The sequence below is a fragment of the Flavobacterium urocaniciphilum genome (assembly GCF_900110615.1).
Classification (GTDB): Bacteria; Bacteroidota; Bacteroidia; order Flavobacteriales; family Flavobacteriaceae; genus Flavobacterium; species Flavobacterium urocaniciphilum.
Genome location: NZ_FOEI01000001.1, coordinates 855530 through 873983 on the forward strand (window position 1 = coordinate 855530; position 18454 = coordinate 873983).

The 18454-nt window shown below is 28.2% G+C and carries 17 protein-coding genes; 4 read left to right on the plus strand and 13 right to left on the minus strand.

Going from position 1 to position 18454, the window contains the following annotated elements:
- Positions 1 to 18: 18 nt before the first annotated feature.
- Both BMY86_RS04070 and BMY86_RS04075 read right to left on the minus strand, forming a co-directional pair.
- Positions 19 to 1260, minus strand: coding sequence for a T9SS type B sorting domain-containing protein (locus tag BMY86_RS04070; RefSeq protein ID WP_091465472.1), 1242 nt, complete (start codon positions 1258 to 1260; stop codon positions 19 to 21).
- Positions 1261 to 1271: 11 nt separating this feature from the next.
- Positions 1272 to 2486 (minus strand): hypothetical protein, encoded by a 1215-nt coding sequence (locus BMY86_RS04075; RefSeq protein WP_177177116.1) that lies wholly within the window; start codon positions 2484 to 2486, stop codon positions 1272 to 1274.
- 937 nt (positions 2487 to 3423) lie between these two features.
- Here BMY86_RS04075 and BMY86_RS04085 point away from each other — a divergent pair.
- Positions 3424 to 3804 (plus strand): hypothetical protein, encoded by a 381-nt coding sequence (locus BMY86_RS04085; RefSeq protein ID WP_091465479.1) that lies wholly within the window; start codon positions 3424 to 3426, stop codon positions 3802 to 3804.
- 410 nt (positions 3805 to 4214) lie between these two features.
- Here the strand turns inward: BMY86_RS04085 and BMY86_RS04090 are convergent, their stop codons facing one another.
- The 10 genes from BMY86_RS04090 to BMY86_RS04140 all read right to left on the minus strand — a co-directional run bounded on the left by BMY86_RS04090 (position 4215) and on the right by BMY86_RS04140 (position 14342).
- Positions 4215 to 5069 (minus strand): T9SS type A sorting domain-containing protein, encoded by an 855-nt coding sequence (locus tag BMY86_RS04090; RefSeq protein ID WP_091465481.1) that lies wholly within the window; start codon positions 5067 to 5069, stop codon positions 4215 to 4217.
- A 232-nt stretch (positions 5070 to 5301) separates the two neighbouring features.
- A complete protein-coding gene (locus BMY86_RS04100) occupies positions 5302 to 5682 on the minus strand; it encodes a hypothetical protein (RefSeq protein WP_091465486.1) in 381 nt (126 codons plus the stop codon).
- A gap of 41 nt (positions 5683 to 5723) precedes the next feature.
- Positions 5724 to 7823 carry a beta strand repeat-containing protein gene (locus BMY86_RS04105; protein WP_143065589.1) on the minus strand — a complete coding sequence of 700 codons (2100 nt, stop codon included), beginning with the start codon at positions 7821 to 7823 and terminating at the stop codon, positions 5724 to 5726.
- A gap of 225 nt (positions 7824 to 8048) precedes the next feature.
- Positions 8049 to 10301: a multicopper oxidase domain-containing protein gene (locus BMY86_RS04110; protein ID WP_091465491.1), complete on the minus strand. Its 2253-nt coding sequence runs from the start codon at positions 10299 to 10301 to the stop codon at positions 8049 to 8051.
- Positions 10302 to 10362: 61 nt separating this feature from the next.
- Positions 10363 to 11100 (minus strand): DUF3347 domain-containing protein, encoded by a 738-nt coding sequence (locus BMY86_RS04115; RefSeq protein ID WP_091465493.1) that lies wholly within the window; start codon positions 11098 to 11100, stop codon positions 10363 to 10365.
- A gap of 15 nt (positions 11101 to 11115) precedes the next feature.
- On the minus strand, positions 11116 to 11931 hold the full coding sequence (locus BMY86_RS04120; RefSeq protein ID WP_091465496.1) for a hypothetical protein: 816 nt from the start codon (positions 11929 to 11931) through the stop codon (positions 11116 to 11118).
- Positions 11931 to 12419, minus strand: a complete 489-nt coding sequence (locus tag BMY86_RS04125) for a heavy-metal-associated domain-containing protein (protein ID WP_091465498.1) — start codon at positions 12417 to 12419, stop codon at positions 11931 to 11933. Before BMY86_RS04125 ends, BMY86_RS04120 begins: the two co-directional genes overlap by 1 nt.
- A 14-nt stretch (positions 12420 to 12433) precedes the next feature.
- The gene (locus BMY86_RS04130) at positions 12434 to 12898 is read right to left on the minus strand and encodes a TlpA family protein disulfide reductase (RefSeq protein WP_091465500.1); all 465 of its coding nucleotides are present in this window, start codon (positions 12896 to 12898) and stop codon (positions 12434 to 12436) included.
- Between the two features lie 6 nt (positions 12899 to 12904).
- Complete coding sequence (locus BMY86_RS04135) at positions 12905 to 13774, minus strand: DUF3347 domain-containing protein (RefSeq protein ID WP_091465502.1); 870 nt, start codon at positions 13772 to 13774, stop codon at positions 12905 to 12907.
- A 190-nt stretch (positions 13775 to 13964) separates the two neighbouring features.
- Complete coding sequence (locus tag BMY86_RS04140) at positions 13965 to 14342, minus strand: hypothetical protein (RefSeq protein ID WP_143065590.1); 378 nt, start codon at positions 14340 to 14342, stop codon at positions 13965 to 13967.
- Between the two features lie 277 nt (positions 14343 to 14619).
- Here BMY86_RS04140 and BMY86_RS04145 point away from each other — a divergent pair, with 277 nt between their 5' ends.
- The 3 genes from BMY86_RS04145 to BMY86_RS04155 all read left to right on the plus strand — a co-directional run bounded on the left by BMY86_RS04145 (position 14620) and on the right by BMY86_RS04155 (position 17981).
- Positions 14620 to 15180 carry a helix-turn-helix domain-containing protein gene (locus tag BMY86_RS04145; protein WP_449404133.1) on the plus strand — a complete coding sequence of 187 codons (561 nt, stop codon included), beginning with the start codon at positions 14620 to 14622 and terminating at the stop codon, positions 15178 to 15180.
- 81 nt (positions 15181 to 15261) lie between these two features.
- Entirely contained in the window at positions 15262 to 17670 is a 2409-nt protein-coding gene (locus BMY86_RS04150) for a heavy metal translocating P-type ATPase (RefSeq protein ID WP_091465507.1), read from the plus strand.
- A gap of 98 nt (positions 17671 to 17768) precedes the next feature.
- Positions 17769 to 17981 (plus strand): heavy-metal-associated domain-containing protein, encoded by a 213-nt coding sequence (locus tag BMY86_RS04155; protein ID WP_091465509.1) that lies wholly within the window; start codon positions 17769 to 17771, stop codon positions 17979 to 17981.
- A 95-nt stretch (positions 17982 to 18076) separates the two neighbouring features.
- Here BMY86_RS04155 and BMY86_RS04160 read toward each other — a convergent pair.
- Positions 18077 to 18454, minus strand: a 378-nt coding sequence (locus BMY86_RS04160) for a T9SS type B sorting domain-containing protein (protein WP_143065591.1), incomplete at its 5' end; no start/stop codon positions are given.

An 18454-nucleotide genomic window follows, 5' to 3' on the forward strand; every position in this document is an offset into this window, starting at 1 on the left:
ATTTCATTGTTAAAAAATTCACTCTTGGTTTAGGTATAAATAACCTGATGTTTTAGTCATTTGCTCATTATATTTAAATTTAAGTATGTAAAAATAAGTTCCTGAAGGAAGCTTTTCGTTTGGAACTATTGTAACTCTACCTTTAGAAAATCCATTAAATACATTTCCATTTGTATCGTATGAATTTGTTTGAAATACTTTTACTCCCCATCTGTTGTAAATTTCAACTTCATTATCAGGACAATCTTGAATACCATCAATAATAAAGTAATCATTTAGTCCGTCATAATCTGGAGAGACTGCATTATAAATTACAATTCCTCTTCCTGCGCAATTAAGTATTTTATCTGTTTTAACTCTTGCTAATGTAAAAACACCATATTCTGTAAGTGGATTGACAATTGTAGTCACTTCTTTGTTAGAAGCATTAGCCACACCGCCTTCATCTACCCATAATTGTTGATCTGCATCCCATCTTACAATATGAATTTCTTCATAAGGTGCGGCATAAATTTCTGTAGGAGTGGTAGTTTCATTCCATGACAATGTTAAAAACACATCACTTGTACCTTCTGTTTTTTCAACAGTCCAATATTCAGTATTATTAATAAAAGCAATAACACCTGCCCTATTAGCATGTGGGTAACCTATATTTGAATTTTCATAATAATATTTCCCAGTAAAAGAAGCATTTAAATTATCTGGAGCGCTTATTTCAGCATAACGAAATAGATTATTATCCCCTATTGGATAAACAAAGGCATCGTTTCCTTTTTTTTCTACATATCCATCAACATGTGAAACATTACTAACATTTGTATGTGTAGCATTGTCTTCAAAAACAAGTAAACCTCCATAATTATCATCATTTACAATACCTTGTAAAAAAGCTACTTGGCCAAAAATATTCACTTGATTTGACAAATGAAAAGCTGGTTGTATATTGATATTATTAAACTCGGCATCAAACCATTCCATTGGAATAGAACCTGAAAGATTTTGAAAATTAAAACCTTTCATACGGGTTATTCCTGTAGTGCTTCCCGAAGTAAAAGAAACAAGTCCATCGTTATTATAATGGCTATAAACATACAAGTCTCCATCGTTTATAAAATCGCCCGATGCAGTATTATTAAGTTCCTGAACCGTACTTACAACCGTTTGAGGAGATATATTAAAAATCCCTGTATTAACAGTTTGTGATTGTGTTAAACTGAATGAAAAAAAGAATATGAATATGTTAAATTTTAAAGTTTTCATTTTTCAAAACTTTATAGTTTTATTCTTAATTCTCCAGTTGGAGTTTTATACATATCTCCAGTTACTAATCCACCAATAATTGCTGCCGACTCATCTAAGAAAGTAGGTAAACCAGTAAAATTCACATCTGTTGCTTTAATCTTACCTGCAACTTCTAATTTTGCGCTTGGAGTTGATGTTCCAATGCCTATATTTCCGGATGCAACTGCTCTAATTCTTTCATTTCCATTTCCGTCGGCTAGAATAATATTATCTACAGTACTTGGAGGTAAAGTAATATTATTACCAATTATTACATTCCCAGTTGCATTAACAACATTACTTGCAGAGCCAACATTATTACCCAACACTATATTGTTTTGTAAACCGTTTGGGACTAAATAAAAAGAATAACTTCCTATTATTACATTATTAGAAGAGTTTATTGAAGTAAAGGCAGCTCTTGTGCCAATAAACACATTTGCTTGACCAGTAATTTTTTTATATGCTGTTTGAAAACCAATACCTACATTATAATCATCATTATTATCATTCATACATTGACCTCCTAATGCTACATTATAACTACAAGTTGAACCACCACGCATTGCAGCATAACCCATTCCTAAATTTGCATTACCTGAAGTTATATTACCCAATGCGTCCATACCAATCGCTGCATTATATGTTCCTATTGTACAATTTTTTAGGCTTCGTGCTCCAATTGCTGTATTATAAAATCCAGAGCTAGTTAATTTTTCTAATGCTTGACTGCCAAAAGCAGCATTATTTGCACCTGGTAAAAATGTTGTTTGATAGTTTAAAGAATTAACTCCAAATGCTGTATTATCATTTCTTAAAAAACCAGCTGTTATTTGATTTCTTTTAAAAACTAAATCTTGATCATCATTAGTCCCTAAATAATTCATTAAATAATTTGTATTAGAATTTCCTGTTAATGACCAAAAGTTTTGATTTAAACTAACTGAAGAATCTAACAATCTTTCCCATTTATTTATTGGGAAATCTCTCCAATAATAATAACCAGGTTGAACAATATCACCACTTGGGGTAGGAACATAAACTAGTAAACTTTCAATATTTCCAGAAGTAATAGTTGTTTGATCAGAAGTATTAATAAGTTGAACATGTGGTATTTTGACTCCTTTATTAGACGCAATTATTTCTAACATTGCCGAATCTTTTGGCATATTTGTACCAATACCAACTTGTGAATAAATTTTCACTGAAAAAAATATTATAACATAAAATAGGTTTTTGTTCATAATTTTCATAAAAATGTTAAAACTTGAACAAATATTACCCTATTTTACTGATAATTAATCAGTTTTGTAATATCTGGTTATGATTTTGTAATATCTGGCTAAATAAAACAATATACCTACCTAATTTATAGCCAAATATTTAAAAATAAATGAAATATGATATAAGTATTTGTAGAATTGAAATAATATATAAATTATAAGAAGTCTAACTAAAATTTAAAAAAAAGGTATTAGAATAAAGTATTAATTATTACCACTTATTACATGCAATAAAAAAAGAATAAATAATATTCTAATTTTGAAATAGTTAGAAAGATGAAAAATGAAAAATTGGATTGTGATATTAATAATTTCAAGTATTACTAATTACTTAATAAATCTAAAACTATTAAAAAATGACATAATGGTTTATGATTCAATTAGTATTTATTTTAACATTAAATCATTAGAAGTATTAAGTGTTATTTTTTCTATATCTAATAGCATAATAATTACTTTTATTATTATATTTTTTTATATAATTAATAAAAACAAATTGATATTTGAAATTATTGATAAATACAATTTATATTTTGTTTTTACATTTTTTATCATTTCATTGATTTTAATTTATAAACTATTCTTACTAATAGAATCTATTTCCCTTATTTATTTAGATTTATTTTTTATGTCACTATTTTCTATTTGTATTTTTATAATAACAATAATTGTTTTAATTCTTATTTATAATCTTACAAAAAAAAAATCTTTTTATGAATTTTAAATTCCAAATTGAATTAAGTTTTTAAAATAAAAACACTTTCATAAAGTAATTATTACACCAAAAACACCATTTATTACTTGCTCCAAATAATACTTTTTTAATTTATTTAAATTTGAGTAATAAAATAATGTATTTATGGTAGATCAAAAAATTACCTTATCTTTTATTAATTATTTTGATTTTGAACTAATTTCTATTTTGAAAAAAAATTTTCCATTATTTCAATTTAGTCAATGCGAATCTTCTCAGTTACTAATCGATTTAAAGAAAAAAAAAATTACAAGTACTGGTTATATTTTCAATTATCAAGCTAAAGAATTTGATGAAATTATTTCTGAATTAAACAAAAATATGATTCCTTTTATTCTAATAATAAATAAACCAGCAGATGCGATATATGGTTTCAAAAACAATGCGATTTATTGCACTGAATCACCATTATCATTAGAAAAAACTTCATTTATTTTATTAAAATTGCAATTTTTTTTCTATAAAAATTCTATGATAAACCCATAATATAATCAATTTAAAAAAAATATAATCTGTAAATAAAAAAAAAGAATCATGTACATGATTCTTTTTTTTTAAAACTAGTAACCCTAAAATATACAATTAATTAATAAATAATTTTTTTTCGACAACTCATTATATAAAATAAACCCACAAAAAAACTAAAAAATATGAAACCAATGGGGTTAATAATATTTTCTTAGATCTTTCAATTTTAAATGAATTATTTACTTCATAAATACCAATAGTAATATACATAAAAGTAAATATCAAACCTATTTTAAATAAAATTGATGAATAATTAAATTGAAATAATTTTAGAAATGTCCCAATAATTATTATAACAAATGAAAGAATATAGGTAATTTTAAAAAAATTATATTTATTAACAATCATAATAATAGATTCATTATTTTTTAAATTTTTTGAAACTTTTGATTAGTAACTTGATTGTTTAAATCAATAATTTTCATAAGATATATACCTGATTTAAATTCCTTTATATTAATACCTTTATTATTATTTAGTTCTTCAATTGGAACCACTTTTATTTGTTTTCCAGTAAGATCATATATTTCAATTGTACTAATTTTTTCTTTATTAGTAACATTAATAAATTCATTTGAAGGATTTGGGAACAAACTATATTCTAAATCAGTTTTTTGATTAGCATTTTTTTCGTATTCAGTACAGCACTCTTCAAATGGCTCGTAAACTGGTAAATTATCAATTAGACACGCATTACACCCATTAGAATTTTCAATATTTACAAATAACTTAAATGATTTATAACAATTAGTCGAATTAAATACTGCTTTCGTAGTATTTAAATAAATATACTTTTTCTCATAATCTACAAATATTGCTCTATTTGCATCTGGTAAAAAAGTAGCAAAATAAAAATTCCCTTCTGTATAATTACATGTTCCTTTTACTTCAACAGAAACATTAGGTATTAAACCCAAACCAGTATTTCTTGGTTTTAAAATTTCAAAACCACAAGTTGAATTCCTTACAAGATCATCAATTTTTACCCTAATAAATTTAGTAGAACCTGAAGTAGGAAAAGTAAAAGTATTATAGCCATTAGCATTAGTATCTGGAATAATAGCTTTACTATTTTTAAAATCACTACAATTCTTAAAATAGAATTGATATACTGGAGTATATAAATCTACATTTGTTGAATAATTCATTTGTCCTCCTGAATTTAGACCAATTGGTGTGATTGTTGGTTTATAAACACCGTTTAACAAAACAAATACATTCATTTTATTTGTGTTGCATGCTTGCGACCATACAGAACCATTTTTAAAAAAACATCATATAAGTCTGCTCTAATTGCATTTGGAATTTCTTCTATTAATGTTAATTTAATACTTAATTGTACTGTTGAACAAAAATTTAGATCTGAATCATTTCTAATAATATTACTAAAACTATTTTTGATATTTAGTACAGGGGTATTTGCAACATAACTACCCATTGTAATATCCACATTATTTATTTTTTTGTTAATGTAAATTTATATTTAACATTAATAAGAGCAAAATCATCTGTTGCATTGGCACAATTCCAAATCAATCTTTTCATATTTATACTCGAACTTAAATCAATATTATTTTTAAATGGTTTTAATGGATTAGTTGTAAATAAATCACCATTAACTTCATCAAAATAAACAATATTTGAATCAAATCCTGGCCATGTACTTGTAGTAATATTTTCATAATATGAAACAGGATGTGTTTGTGGTAAAACTTGTTGTGAAAACAATGTATTCGAAAAAAAACAGATAAATAATATCATCAACACCTGAATATTACTTAAGAATTTTAAATTGTAAAATTCTTTTTTACTAGAAAAATAAATTAGTTTTTTCATAAATCATCTTTATTAAATTAAACATCTAAACTTATTTTTTTTTACAAAGCTCTCCACCCTGCATCACCTTGAGTTCCATCGCCATTTACATCATTTACATACATTTCACCTCTACCAATTGTACTATTATAACGTATTTGACCAAACTCTGGTGTTGAAGGCCTTTCTGCAGTTGTTCCTGAAGAAACCTTTACTGCTCCTGAACCTTTAAACTCTACTGTATTAATAGGGTAAGTTGTTGAGCCAACCATTAACTGATTAGTTGCTGTGTTTGTGCCATCTCGACCTATTGCTATTGAGTTTGAAAAACCACCTGTTGAAGTATCATCACCTAACAATATAGAATAATTACTATCATCATTAACAACACTATCATTATACCCAGAATTATTTCCTATAAATATTGATCTAGTAATATTATTGGAATTAGCACCCGCAGAATTACCTAATAATATAGCATTTTCACCAGTAGAACTTACACCTGAACTATGCCCAATAGATATTGAAGAACTTAATGTAGCATTAGCTCCTACTCCATTTCCTATTAAAACAGAAGATTCGCCTGAAAAATTTGATCCAGAATTACTTCCTAAAATCACAGAATAATTACTACTAGCAGCATTAATCCCTGCGTTGTGACCTATATTTACTGAATAATATGATTTGCTTGAATTACTACCTGAATTTGTACCAATTGCAATAAAATCATTAGAATATACAGAGTTAGCACCTGAATTTTCACCTATAAAGATAGAATTATTAGCTTCAGTGGCATTTCTACCAGCATCTTTACCAAAAAAGTTAGAATGAAATGCATTTGTTGCGTCATAACCAGCATACACTCCAATAAAATTTGAGCTATTAGCATTAATTGCTCGAACACCTGCATAAGCACCATGAAAATTAGAACTATGTGCATTTGTTGCACCACTACCTGATTCTTCTCCAATAAAATTAGAACTATGTGCAAAAGGAGAGTTAAGACCTGCTAAATAACCAATAAAATTAGATTTATTTGCTTGTACTGATGAATTTCCTGCATCATTTCCAATAAAATTTGATTGAAAAGCATCAATTGCGCCAGCCCCAGCACCCTCACCTATAAAAACAGAAGAATATGCATTTTCTGCTTCTTCACCAGCACTAGCACCTATAAAATTAGAATTATTTGCATTTGTAGCCTGATATCCTGCATAATTTCCTATAAAATTAGAATTATTTGCATTTGCAGCCTGATATCCAGCATAATTTCCTGAAAAATTTGATAAATTTGCATTTGTCGCTTGAAATCCAGCATTTGTTCCTGTAAAATTAGAATTATCTGCATTTATAGCTTCATTACCAGTATGATGTCCTATAAAATTTGAAAAATTTGCATTTTCAGCAAAATTTCCAGCATTTGTTCCAATAAAATTAGATTGAAATCCATATACAGCGCCCGACCCAGCACCATTACCAATAAAATTTGAGGAATATGCATTTTCACTGCCACTACCTGCTTCAACACCAATAAAATTTGAGGAATTTGCAAAATACGCACTCATTCCTGAGTCTGAACCTATAAAGTTAGAATGAAATGCATTATCTGCATAAGCACCAGCATTATTTCCAATAAAATTAGAAGAAATAGCATTTAAAGCGTTATATCCTGCACTTACCCCAATAAAATTAGTTAAATTTAGACTAGCATTTAAACCGGCATCTTTCCCTAATTGAATTGAAAAACCATTATTACTTATGTAACCAGTTCTTTCATTGTTTGTTCTAAAAGTTAATCCTTGATTATCAGTAGTTCCAACAAAATTAACATTATCATCTGTACCTGAATTTCCATCTAATTTCCAATTGTTTGAATTTTCAGTAGATAAACGATGCCATTTATCGGTGTGCCAATAGTAATATCCTGGTGTTACATCTGCAACTGTTGCAGTATTAAAAACTAACAAGCTATTTACATTACCATTTGTAATAGTTGTTGCGTCTAAAGTACTTGTTAAGGCAACTTGAGTAATTAAGATTCCAGTATTATTAGAATTAATATCTAACATAGAGGAAGGATTAGGAGATGTAGTATTAATTCCTACTTGGGAATAACCATAAAATCCAATAATAAAATAAATAAATAGATAAAAAAACCTCATAATTTTTTTTATTAAAGTTAACATTCATTATCTATTTTAGAATTGAAAAAGTAATATTTGGAGTTCCTAATGTAATAAATGGAAAAAAACATTTTAAAATATTGCTTCAAAAGTTTTAAATCTTCTTTAAAAAAGTTCGATTCTCTCCGACTCCACAAAAAACCCTGTAAAACACTTATTTTACAGGGGTTTTTATTTATTAATTGATAACAATTTAAATATCTCTTAATAATTTAGATTTAAACCTACTCCGAATCCCATATCGCTATCGTAATGGGTTCTTAAGCTTAGATTTCTTTTTAAAATATATCTCGCATCAATCATGTATTCCGTATCTGTATTTACCATGAATCCCATTCTTATTCGTTTAGAAACAGGAATATCTTCTCTCATAAACTGAAATCTAACATTTCCATCTTGAAACACTTCTGCTTGAGCAATAACTAACATTGGTAAAGTATAAGCAAGTCCGGCACTTAATACCGCTCTTTTATCTTTTGTATTTTGTTGTCCGAAAATGTTTTCTTCAACTTCTCCATGCATTTTTCTATACCGCCAATCGAATCCAACAAACGGCATTAACCATTGCATTTTACCAATATATCTACCCACATGAAATTCCGCTTCATAACCATGCATATCATTATAACCTAATCGCCATTCTGTTCCAAAGCTCCAACGTGTGTTTTGAACCATCGCCATACCGTCATTACCATTCGTAGCAAAGTCGTTTTCTACCATAAAATGAAAAGCTCTATCATCAGCAAATAATTTACGTTGAGCCAATTTAGGATTTGGAATTAAGGGATTTTCTGCTTGATTTTCATAGGTAAAAACCCTACCCATTCCTGCCATCATATGATATAAAATATGACAATGAAAAAACCAATCTCCTTCAGCATTTGCATTGAACTCAATTACATTGGTTTCCATAGGCATCAAATCCATTACATTTTTCAAAGGAGCATACTCACCTTGTCCGTTGATGATTCTGAAATCGTGTCCGTGTAAATGCATAGGATGACGCATCATAGAACCGTTATAAAGTGTAATTCTTACATTTTCACCTTTCTTTATTAAGATTTTATCCGTTTCAGAAACTACTTTATTATCTAAACTCCAAACATAACGATTCATATTTCCTGTAAGTTCAAAACGAAGTTCTTTCACAGGAGCATCTTTAGGTAATGTTGTTTTCTCAGTAGCTTTTAACATGGCATAATTGAGAGTCGTAATATTGGATAAGGCATTAGAATTGTATTGATTTTTGGTAGCATCATCATTCATTTCCATTTTATCATCACTTTTCTTTTTTGCTTCGCCAGTAATTTCAGGATACATAACCACATTCATATCCATTTGATTTAAGGACATTTGCATTCCCATATCATCCAGGTCGCCATTCATTTTCATCATACCATTCATCATTTTCATACCTTCAAAATATTTCAATTTTGGCATCGGAGAAATTAATTGTTTGATACCGTTTCCAATATATAATGAGGCTGACTTTGTTCTATCTTCTGGAGTAGCTAAAAATTCATAAGAAGTATTATCAGCAGGAATTGTTACTATTACATCATATGTTTCAGACACTGCAATTAGTAACCTATCTACTTCAACAGGTTCTACATCGTTACCATCAGTAGCCACAACAGTAATTTTACCACCAGCATACGTCAACCAAAAATAGGATGATGCACCGCCATTGGCAATACGAAGTCGGACTTTATCACCCGCTTTAAATTGAGACAACTGACTTTCATTTTTACCATTAATGAGAAACTTTTCATAATACACATCACTAACATCCATCGCATTCATACGTTTCCATTCGTTTGTGACTTTAGTTTTGAAATGTCCTTGTTGAATCGCTTCAGAATAACTTTGAGTTGTACCTTTTTTAATCGCAAACCAATCGGTAGCATTATGTAACATTCTATGAATATTTTCCGGCTTTAAATCGGTCCATTCACTTAAAATAACTGGAACTGTCGGCAAATCATCAATTCCTTTTCGAAAGGTAATATCATTTTGCTTTTTATTCATGATAAACATGCCGTACATTCCGATTTGTTCCTGTAAACCGGAATGACTATGATACCAATGTGTCCCGTTTTGAATGATTGGAAAAGTATATTTATGCGTAGTTCCAGGTTTAATTGGCATTTGCGTTAAATTAGGAACACCATCTTCCTTATTAGGTAAGAACAATCCGTGCCAATGTAAAGAAGTATCTTCTTGTAATTCGTTATGTACATAAATTTCGGCAATGTCACCTTCAGTAAATGTTAACGTTGGCATTGGAATTTGACCATTAACTGCAATAGCTCTTTTTTCTTTTCCCGCGAAATTCACAATAGTATCTCGAACATATAAATCATATCGGACAATATTTTGTGAAAAAAGTGATTGTGCTGAAAATAACACAACTACAATTATCAACAATTTCCTTGTAAAAACATTTAATATATCCATTTTATAAATTTCAATTTTTAGTTAGGCAATTTTTAATAATTCAAAATTACCTTTTTGTTAATTAGTACGTTTTTTTCAAACTACCACATGCTAACATTTCAGAACCATAATAAGGATTTTTTATTTCCTTAGTTTCACTAATCCAATAAGCTCCTTTTCCATCGTTATACATTGGGCAATAATCTTGATATAGTTTTTGTTTTGAACCAAACATTACAATCAAATCATTAACATTTTTACTAAGTTTTACAAAATGTTCTCTTTGATGATCAATTTTACCTGAATTATCTCCAATATGTTTTACATGAACTTTAGCGTCATTTACAATATTTAAATATTTGTTTTTCTGATTTGCAGCTAAACTATTTGTATTTGAACTAGCTATTATTTTATTTAATGCTTTTCCAACATTAGCAGCTGTTTTAGCATCATCATTTGCTAATGCATTTTTTATTTTCAAATAATTTACAACAATTTCATTGATAGAAAACGGAACAGTAGTAGTTTTTGCATCAACTACTTCTTTTTCAGTATCTTTTTTAGAAAAATTGGTTGTATCAATATTTTCATTTACTTCTACAATAGAATCCTTTTCTTGTTCAGTTTGTTCAACTGGTTCTGTTAATTCCATTCCGCATTTAGAACATTCTACTCCTTTTTTTCCAGTAACTTCTGGATGCATCGGACAAGAAAATATTTGTGTTGAATCTGATTGAGTTACATTTTCAGCTTCTTTAGTTTTATGATTACATGAAACTAAAGATACAGCAAAAAAAGCAGACATTATTATTGCTTTCATAATAGTATTTTTAAATTAATTTTTCTTTTTTAAGTCGAAAAAAGTATAGTACAAATTGAAATAAAATCCATTTGGAGCTGATCGTACCATTGAACTAACCAATTCTTGACGGTAGGCTAAATCTAATCGAGCTTGGCTATTAAAAATGAATTGAACTGCCGGCATAACATCTAAATACGATTTTCCATTTTCATTAATAGTTTGTCCAACAAATTCCATCATTAAATTAATATTCGTTTGTTTATAATTGGTATATTTTTTTGGATACATTAATTTACCAACTGACAACGTATAATTTGTGGCATTATCTCCAATATAATCTGGAAAAGGATTTTTACTTGTATTATCTAGTGCTTTTTCAAAACTTAAAGTTGAACTGATAGCTACTTTTTTAATCAATTTTGTTGCAACTAATCCGGTTTCAAAACCAGAATTATGTCCCATTATTTCTATTTGTTCTTGATGTATATCGGCATTATTAAAACTAAATCTTCCAAATGCTGCCATTCGGAAATGACTGTTTAAATCATCCGTAGAATAAAAACGATATTTTGTATAAAAACCTCCACCTTCAGTAACTAATTCGTTTCCGCGATTACTTACAAATGCAGATGCACGAAACATTAAATTTTTATTCAAACCATACGTTACTTCAGGCATAAAGTGATAATTATAACCCGATTTCATTTCTTCTTTAAACAAAGATTGCATCACATTTACAGCTAGTGAATTTGCTGGAACATTACTAGCCGGATCAGTAATAACAAATAATTCTTGACTAAATAGATTTTGACAATTTAATGCAACAAATAATAAAAGAATTTTTCTCATTAGTTTAAAATTTTAATGTGAAAATCATCTTCATTATTTGCACTATACGTTGCAATATCTTTGTATGATTTAGATAATTTTTTAAATTCTTTTTCCGTTACATAACCTTTATCTACAACTTGAAATTGAACTTCAGCAGCATCATTTTTCTTTTCGTTAACTACAATATACGGACTTTTATTAATCGTTTCAGCTTTGGCAGTTAATACTAATGAACCGATAAAAAAACCAGCTTTTTCAACTTTTTCTTTTAGTGTTTTTGGACTTAATTCATTTCCTTCTTTAAAAGTTACTGTAAAGGTATTTGTATTTAAATCTGTATCAACATTTGAAACTTCAGGTAAAGCTTTCAATTGTTTATTAATTGCATTGGAACACATTGAACATGTTAATCCAGTTGCTCTTATTTCTGCTTTAACAATTTGTGCATTACCTGTAATTGAAAACATCATAATCATAGATGCCACCATTAAATATATTTTTTTCATTTTAATTTTAAATTTTAGTTTTCGATTAATTTTAATAATTCTTCTTCTGTTGGATTTTTTGCAATTAAAATTCCTTCTTTATTAAATAAATATTTTGATGGAAGTTCATCCACTCCAAATTGAATCGCTGTTTCTGCATCAAAACCATTTGAATCTATTAATTGAGTGAACTTAATTTTATCTTTTACTATCGCTTTAAGCCATTTAGATGCATCTTTATCAATTGAAATTCCAACAATTTCAAATTTATCATGATTCGTTTCGTTGTATAACTTAACTAGCTTCTTATTTCCTAATCGACACGGAGCACACCAAGATGCCCAAAAATCGACTAGAATATATTTTCCTTTTAAAGTGGAAAGATTTACTTCTTTGTTGTCACTACTTTTTAACATAATAGAAGGAATTGAATCTCCTACTTTAATTTGTGCAGTAGCAAAATTGGTAATCAATAAAAACAATAAAACTATTTTTCTCATTTTGACTTATTTTATTGTTTCGACAGTTTTTCCACAGCTTAACATCATTGAACCATAGTATGGATTTTTAACTGCATTTTCTTTGCTTAACCAATTAGCTCCTTTTCCGTTATTATACATTGGACAGTATTGGAAATATACTGGAACATCATATTTAGCAACTTTTAATAATTCGTAAATATCTTTTGATAAGGTTACAAAATGATCACGTTGATGCTTAATATCTTTAGTATCTGCAATATGTTCTGCATCTTCTTTAATTTGATTTACAATTTTCATCCAAACCACATGAACATCCATTCCTAATTTGTCCATTTTAACATTGTTTATTGCTGTAAATAATTCTTTTGAAGCAACAGAAGTAGCCGTTCCGTCTGAACTAATCATTGCATCTTTTACAACAAAATAAGCATCAAAAACAGATTTTAATTGATCAACTTCTTGAACTTCAGGTTTCTGAGTTTCAGCATGATTACCGTGATTAGTATGATCTTGAGTAGTTGCATCAGCTTTTATTTCTTCTTTAACTGGAGTTTTTGCAACTCTTTCATACTGACAACATCCATGTAGATTTTCATATACATCATCAGGAGCAAGAAACTTATCACTATCATAACCTGCTAATGCAATTCTTTTTAAAATTTCGTCTTGATTCGTTTTCTTTGAATCATACGTAATTGTTGCCATTTGCGTTTCTTGATTCCAATCTACTTTAGCTACTTTTTTAATTGTACCTGCTTTTTCGATTTTAGTTTCGCACATTCCACAGTTTCCATAGATTTTAACGGTTTCTGTTTTAGAATTTTTTATTTGTGCATTTATTGTAGTTGATAACATTGTAAATAATGCTACCATTAATTTGAATGAATTTTTCATTTTAATAATGTATTTGTTTTCAAAGTTTATACTTTGACTGATTGATAAAATAAATTTGAATAAATAAACAGTTAGGAAAAAATAGAATAACAACACAACTATTGTGTAGCAATAATATCTATAAAAACTGTTAGAAAATGATAGCTTTTAGCTATGAATTTGACACACTACTAGCTGTCAAAAAAGGAATTTAGCCTATTTTTGGTATTAACCAAATAGAATGAAAACCATCTGATATTGATGGAGTTGTATATGAAAAATTAACTTTCTCTATTGAAGAATAGTGAAATACATTAATTTTAAAACTTATTTCTGGTAAAAAACTTATTGAAGTCGCAGGACAAGTTGATGAACAACCACATTTTGAATGACCACAATCGCCTTCACATCCTTTATCTTCCTTATCATTGTTATCATTATGACCACAACAACATTTTTTTTCAGTTTCAGAAGAAGAAACCTCTTTTTTACAAGAATGATTTGAATTAGTATCACCACATGCCATAGCACTATTAGACATAAAAAACATGCTTAAAAATAGTAATAATATGATGTGATATTTTTTCATTTATTTCTTTAAAACGCTACAAATGTAATAAAATCAAATTATTTTATAATTAAAATGATGTTAAAATGTTAAAATTGAATTATTTTCAATTCCAAAAAACATTTAAAAACACAACAACCTAAAGCATTAACTATAAATTACTTAATCAAAAAATGTTTCAATTTATAAGATCATTTCAAATTAAAACATCATTAATTAGTACAATTTTGATTAAGATTTCTTACTCATCATTTTATACATATTAATTCGCTAAATTTGTATATAATCAATTAAAATGATGAAATTATATATAAAAAATATGGTTTGCCAAAGATGCATAATGGCAGTTCAAACTATTCTTAAATCTTTACATTTAAAATACAATTATGTTATTTTAGGTGAAATTGAAATTGAAAACAATATAAATGAAACTGAAAAACAATCATTATCTACCAAATTACAAGAAATTGGTTTTGAATTAATTGACGATAAAAAACATCAAATCATTGAAAAAATCAAAAATTATGTAATCCAATTTATTCATCACGACAAAGAATCTTTAAAAATTAACTTATCAAATTTTTTATCTAGTGAATTGGGTTACGAATACAACTATTTAAGCAATCTGTTTTCTGAAGTAGAAGGTACAACAATAGAAAAATACGTAATCATTCAAAAAATTGAAAAAGTAAAAGAGTTAATTGTTTATGACGAACTTTCACTAAAAGAAATAGCTTTCCAAATGGGATATAGCAGCGTGGCTTATTTAAGTAATCAATTTAAAAAAGTGACGGGTTTAACGCCTTCACATTTCAAAACTATTGGACAACAAAAAAGAGTCTCTTTAGATTTTCTGTAAATTTTACAACTCACTATAGTAATACTGTAATACTTACTATTGTAATCTGAAGGAACTTTGTATCATCAAATTACAATAGTCATGGAAACATATAAAAAAATTACAATTCCGCTTGAAGGTGTTCATAGTGAACATTGCGCGTTTATTATTGACAATATTTTAGATAAAACAGAAGGAATTATACATCATAAAGTTGAATTAAATAATAATCAAGCTAAAATTGAGGTAGATTCTAAATTCAATCTTAAACAACTTACTGAGAATATCCGAAATTTAGGATATGATATTACTACAATAAAAAAAAACTATCCCGTTACTGGGATGACTTGTGCTTCTTGTGCAATAAGCGTTGAAAGTATACTTACTTTTGAAGAAGGTGTATTATTAGCTACAGTAAACTATGCCAATTCAACTGCAACGGTAGAATATATTCCTGGAATTGCTAATCCTGAAAATTTCAAAAAAGCAATTCAAAGTATAGGTTATGATTTAATTATTGAAGAATCTGAAAATCTAGAAGAGGAATTATCTAAACAACAAGCCAAACATCTTACAGAATTAAAAAGAAAAACCTTCGCTTCAGCCCTATTTACATTACCTGTTTTTATAATTGGTATGTTTTTTATGGATATGCCATATGCTAACTGGATCATGTGGATTTTTTCAACTCCTGTTTTATTTTGGTTCGGAAGAAGTTTTTTTATCAACGCTTGGAAACAAACTAAACATCGCAATGCTAATATGGACACATTAGTAGCATTAAGCACAGGTATTGCTTATATTTTTAGTGTGTTCAATACGTTATTTCCAGAATTCTGGCATCGTTACAGATTACATGCACACGTATATTTTGAAGCAGCAACAGTTGTTATCACTTTCATACTTCTTGGAAAATTATTAGAAGAACGAGCAAAAGGGAATACTGCTTCGGCCATAAAAAAATTAATTGGTTTACAACCAAAAACAGTAATTAGAATAACCGAAAATGGTCAACAAGAAGATATAAAAATTAGTGAGGTTTTAGTAGATAATATACTTTTAGCCAAACCAGGTGAAAAAATTGCTGTCGATGGAAAAGTTGTAATTGGTACTTCTTTCGTAGATGAAAGTATGATTTCAGGAGAACCGATTCCAGTAGCTAAAAACATAAACGATAAAGTATTTGCAGGAACCATTAATCAAAAAGGAAGTTTTCAATATAAAGCTGAAAAAATTGGTAGTGATACTTTATTATCACAAATCATTAAAATGGTACAAAATGCGCAAGGCAGTAAAGCGCCAGTTCAAAAAATGGTTGACAAAATTGCAGGAATTTTTGTTCCTATCGTAATTGGAATTTCAATTGTAACCTTAATTGCTTGGATTATTCTTGGTGGTGAAAACGGATTTACTCATGGACTTTTAGCTATGGTAACCGTTTTAGTAATCGCATGTCCATGTGCATTAGGTTTAGCAACACCAACTGCTATTATGGTTGGAGTTGGAAAAGGTGCGGAAAAAGGAATTTTAATTAAGGATGCTGAAAGTTTAGAATTAGCCAAAAAAATTGACACCATAATTTTCGATAAAACTGGAACTTTAACCGAAGGTAATCCATCAGTAATTGATGTTTTATGGAAAGAAGAAAATGATCATTTACTTAGTGTTTTAGTTTCAATTGAAGAAAAATCAGAACATCCTTTAGCTGATGCAATTACTAAACATTATTCTGAAATGTCTTTTAAAAATATTTCTGAATTTGAAAGTTTAACCGGTTTTGGAGTAAAAGCAAAAATTGAAAACGAATTTTACTATGTTGGAAACAGACGTCTTTTGGAAGAAAACAATGTCACAATTGATGAATCATTAAATGAATTTTCTAAAAATAATTCTGATTTAGGATTTAGTCTAGTTTATTTTTCAGATAGTAAAAACACATTGGCAGTTTTTGCAATTGCAGATAAAATAAAAAATACTTCAATTGAAGCTATCAAACATTTGGAAGAATTAGGAATAGAAGTTTACATGCTTACGGGCGACAATGAATCTACTGCAGCGGCAGTTGCTAAATCTGTTGGTTTAAATTATTACAAAGCAAATGTATTACCAGAAGACAAATTAAATTATGTAAAAAAACTTCAAGATGAAGGCAAAATTGTTGCGATGGTTGGAGATGGTATAAACGACAGTGCAGCCTTAGCTCAAGCAAATGTTAGTATTGCAATGGGAAAAGGTTCAGATATTGCAATGGATGTGGCGCATATGACCATCATTTCATCTGATTTATTAAAAGTTCCACAAACTATCAAATTATCAAAACAAACAGTACAAACAATCAAACAAAATCTGTTTTGGGCTTTTATTTATAATTTAATTGGTATTCCAATTGCTGCAGGTTTACTCTACCCTATTAATGGATTTTTATTAAATCCTATGATTGCCGGAGCAGCAATGGCAATGAGTTCTGTTAGTGTAGTAAGCAATAGTTTGTGGTTAAAATTTAAAAACTAAAAACTGTAAATCTTACAATTGTCTTCAATAAAAATACAATAATAATCTTTAGTTCTATAACGAACTTTGTATAAGTAATAACAATAAATTTATTTATAATGAAAACAAAACAATATAAAACTAATATCAACTGTTTGGGATGTGTTGAAAAAGTAACTCCAATTTTAAATCCATTAGTAGGAGAAAATAATTGGGAAGTTAATATTAGAGATAAAAATAAAATCTTAACCGTAACAAATGAAAATTTAAATGAGCCAACTTTAATTGAACAAATAAAGAAAGCTGGATTTAACATTGAAACTATTAAATAAAGATTTGAATTTTCATAAGTTTTAATTTTAAATCAATACAAAAAAAGCCTGCATTTTTCAATGCAGGCTTTTTGTTTTTATATGCTTTTTTTACATTATCTCTTTAAAGTAAAATGTGCTTTAAATTGTTTTTGTTGATCGTTTTCGGTATAATCCACACTGAACCAGTAGTCTGTTGATGGGATGTCTTGACCGTTGTATTTACCGTCCCAACCATTTCCTAATGGATCAATTTGCTTGATTAATTTTCCATATCGGTCATATATGTAAATTTTTGCGTTATGTTGTGCATTTAATCCAACAATATTCCATGTATCGTTAAATCCATCTCCATTTGGCGTGAAATATTTCATGTAATCTACCACTAATACTTCTTCTGAAAGGTTTGTACATCCTTCTAGATCCGACACTAAAACCGTATGCACTCCTGCTTCAACTCCTGTAAACACGTTACTAGTTTGCCAAGCTCCTCC

What these genes read in the sequence shown, in the direction of transcription:
- BMY86_RS04155 (WP_091465509.1), top strand. Translation starts at nt 17,769, where the DNA reads ATGAAAACAAAACAATATAAAACTAATATCAACTGTTTGGGATGTGTT.
- BMY86_RS04135 (WP_091465502.1), bottom strand. Translation starts at nt 13,774, where the DNA reads ATGAAAAATTCATTCAAATTAATGGTAGCATTATTTACAATGTTATCA.
- BMY86_RS04100 (WP_091465486.1), bottom strand. Translation starts at nt 5,682, where the DNA reads ATGAAAAAACTAATTTATTTTTCTAGTAAAAAAGAATTTTACAATTTA.
- BMY86_RS04090 (WP_091465481.1), bottom strand. Translation starts at nt 5,069, where the DNA reads ATGAATGTATTTGTTTTGTTAAACGGTGTTTATAAACCAACAATCACA.
- BMY86_RS04125 (WP_091465498.1), bottom strand. Translation starts at nt 12,419, where the DNA reads ATGAAAAAAATATATTTAATGGTGGCATCTATGATTATGATGTTTTCA.
- BMY86_RS04105 (WP_143065589.1), bottom strand. Translation starts at nt 7,823, where the DNA reads ATGAGGTTTTTTTATCTATTTATTTATTTTATTATTGGATTTTATGGT.
- BMY86_RS04130 (WP_091465500.1), bottom strand. Translation starts at nt 12,898, where the DNA reads ATGAGAAAAATAGTTTTATTGTTTTTATTGATTACCAATTTTGCTACT.
- BMY86_RS04145 (WP_449404133.1), top strand. Translation starts at nt 14,620, where the DNA reads ATGAAATTATATATAAAAAATATGGTTTGCCAAAGATGCATAATGGCA.
- BMY86_RS04110 (WP_091465491.1), bottom strand. Translation starts at nt 10,301, where the DNA reads ATGGATATATTAAATGTTTTTACAAGGAAATTGTTGATAATTGTAGTT.
- BMY86_RS04120 (WP_091465496.1), bottom strand. Translation starts at nt 11,931, where the DNA reads ATGAGAAAAATTCTTTTATTATTTGTTGCATTAAATTGTCAAAATCTA.
- BMY86_RS04115 (WP_091465493.1), bottom strand. Translation starts at nt 11,100, where the DNA reads ATGAAAGCAATAATAATGTCTGCTTTTTTTGCTGTATCTTTAGTTTCA.
- BMY86_RS04070 (WP_091465472.1), bottom strand. Translation starts at nt 1,260, where the DNA reads ATGAAAACTTTAAAATTTAACATATTCATATTCTTTTTTTCATTCAGT.
- BMY86_RS04140 (WP_143065590.1), bottom strand. Translation starts at nt 14,342, where the DNA reads ATGAAAAAATATCACATCATATTATTACTATTTTTAAGCATGTTTTTT.
- BMY86_RS04085 (WP_091465479.1), top strand. Translation starts at nt 3,424, where the DNA reads ATGGTAGATCAAAAAATTACCTTATCTTTTATTAATTATTTTGATTTT.
- BMY86_RS04150 (WP_091465507.1), top strand. Translation starts at nt 15,262, where the DNA reads ATGGAAACATATAAAAAAATTACAATTCCGCTTGAAGGTGTTCATAGT.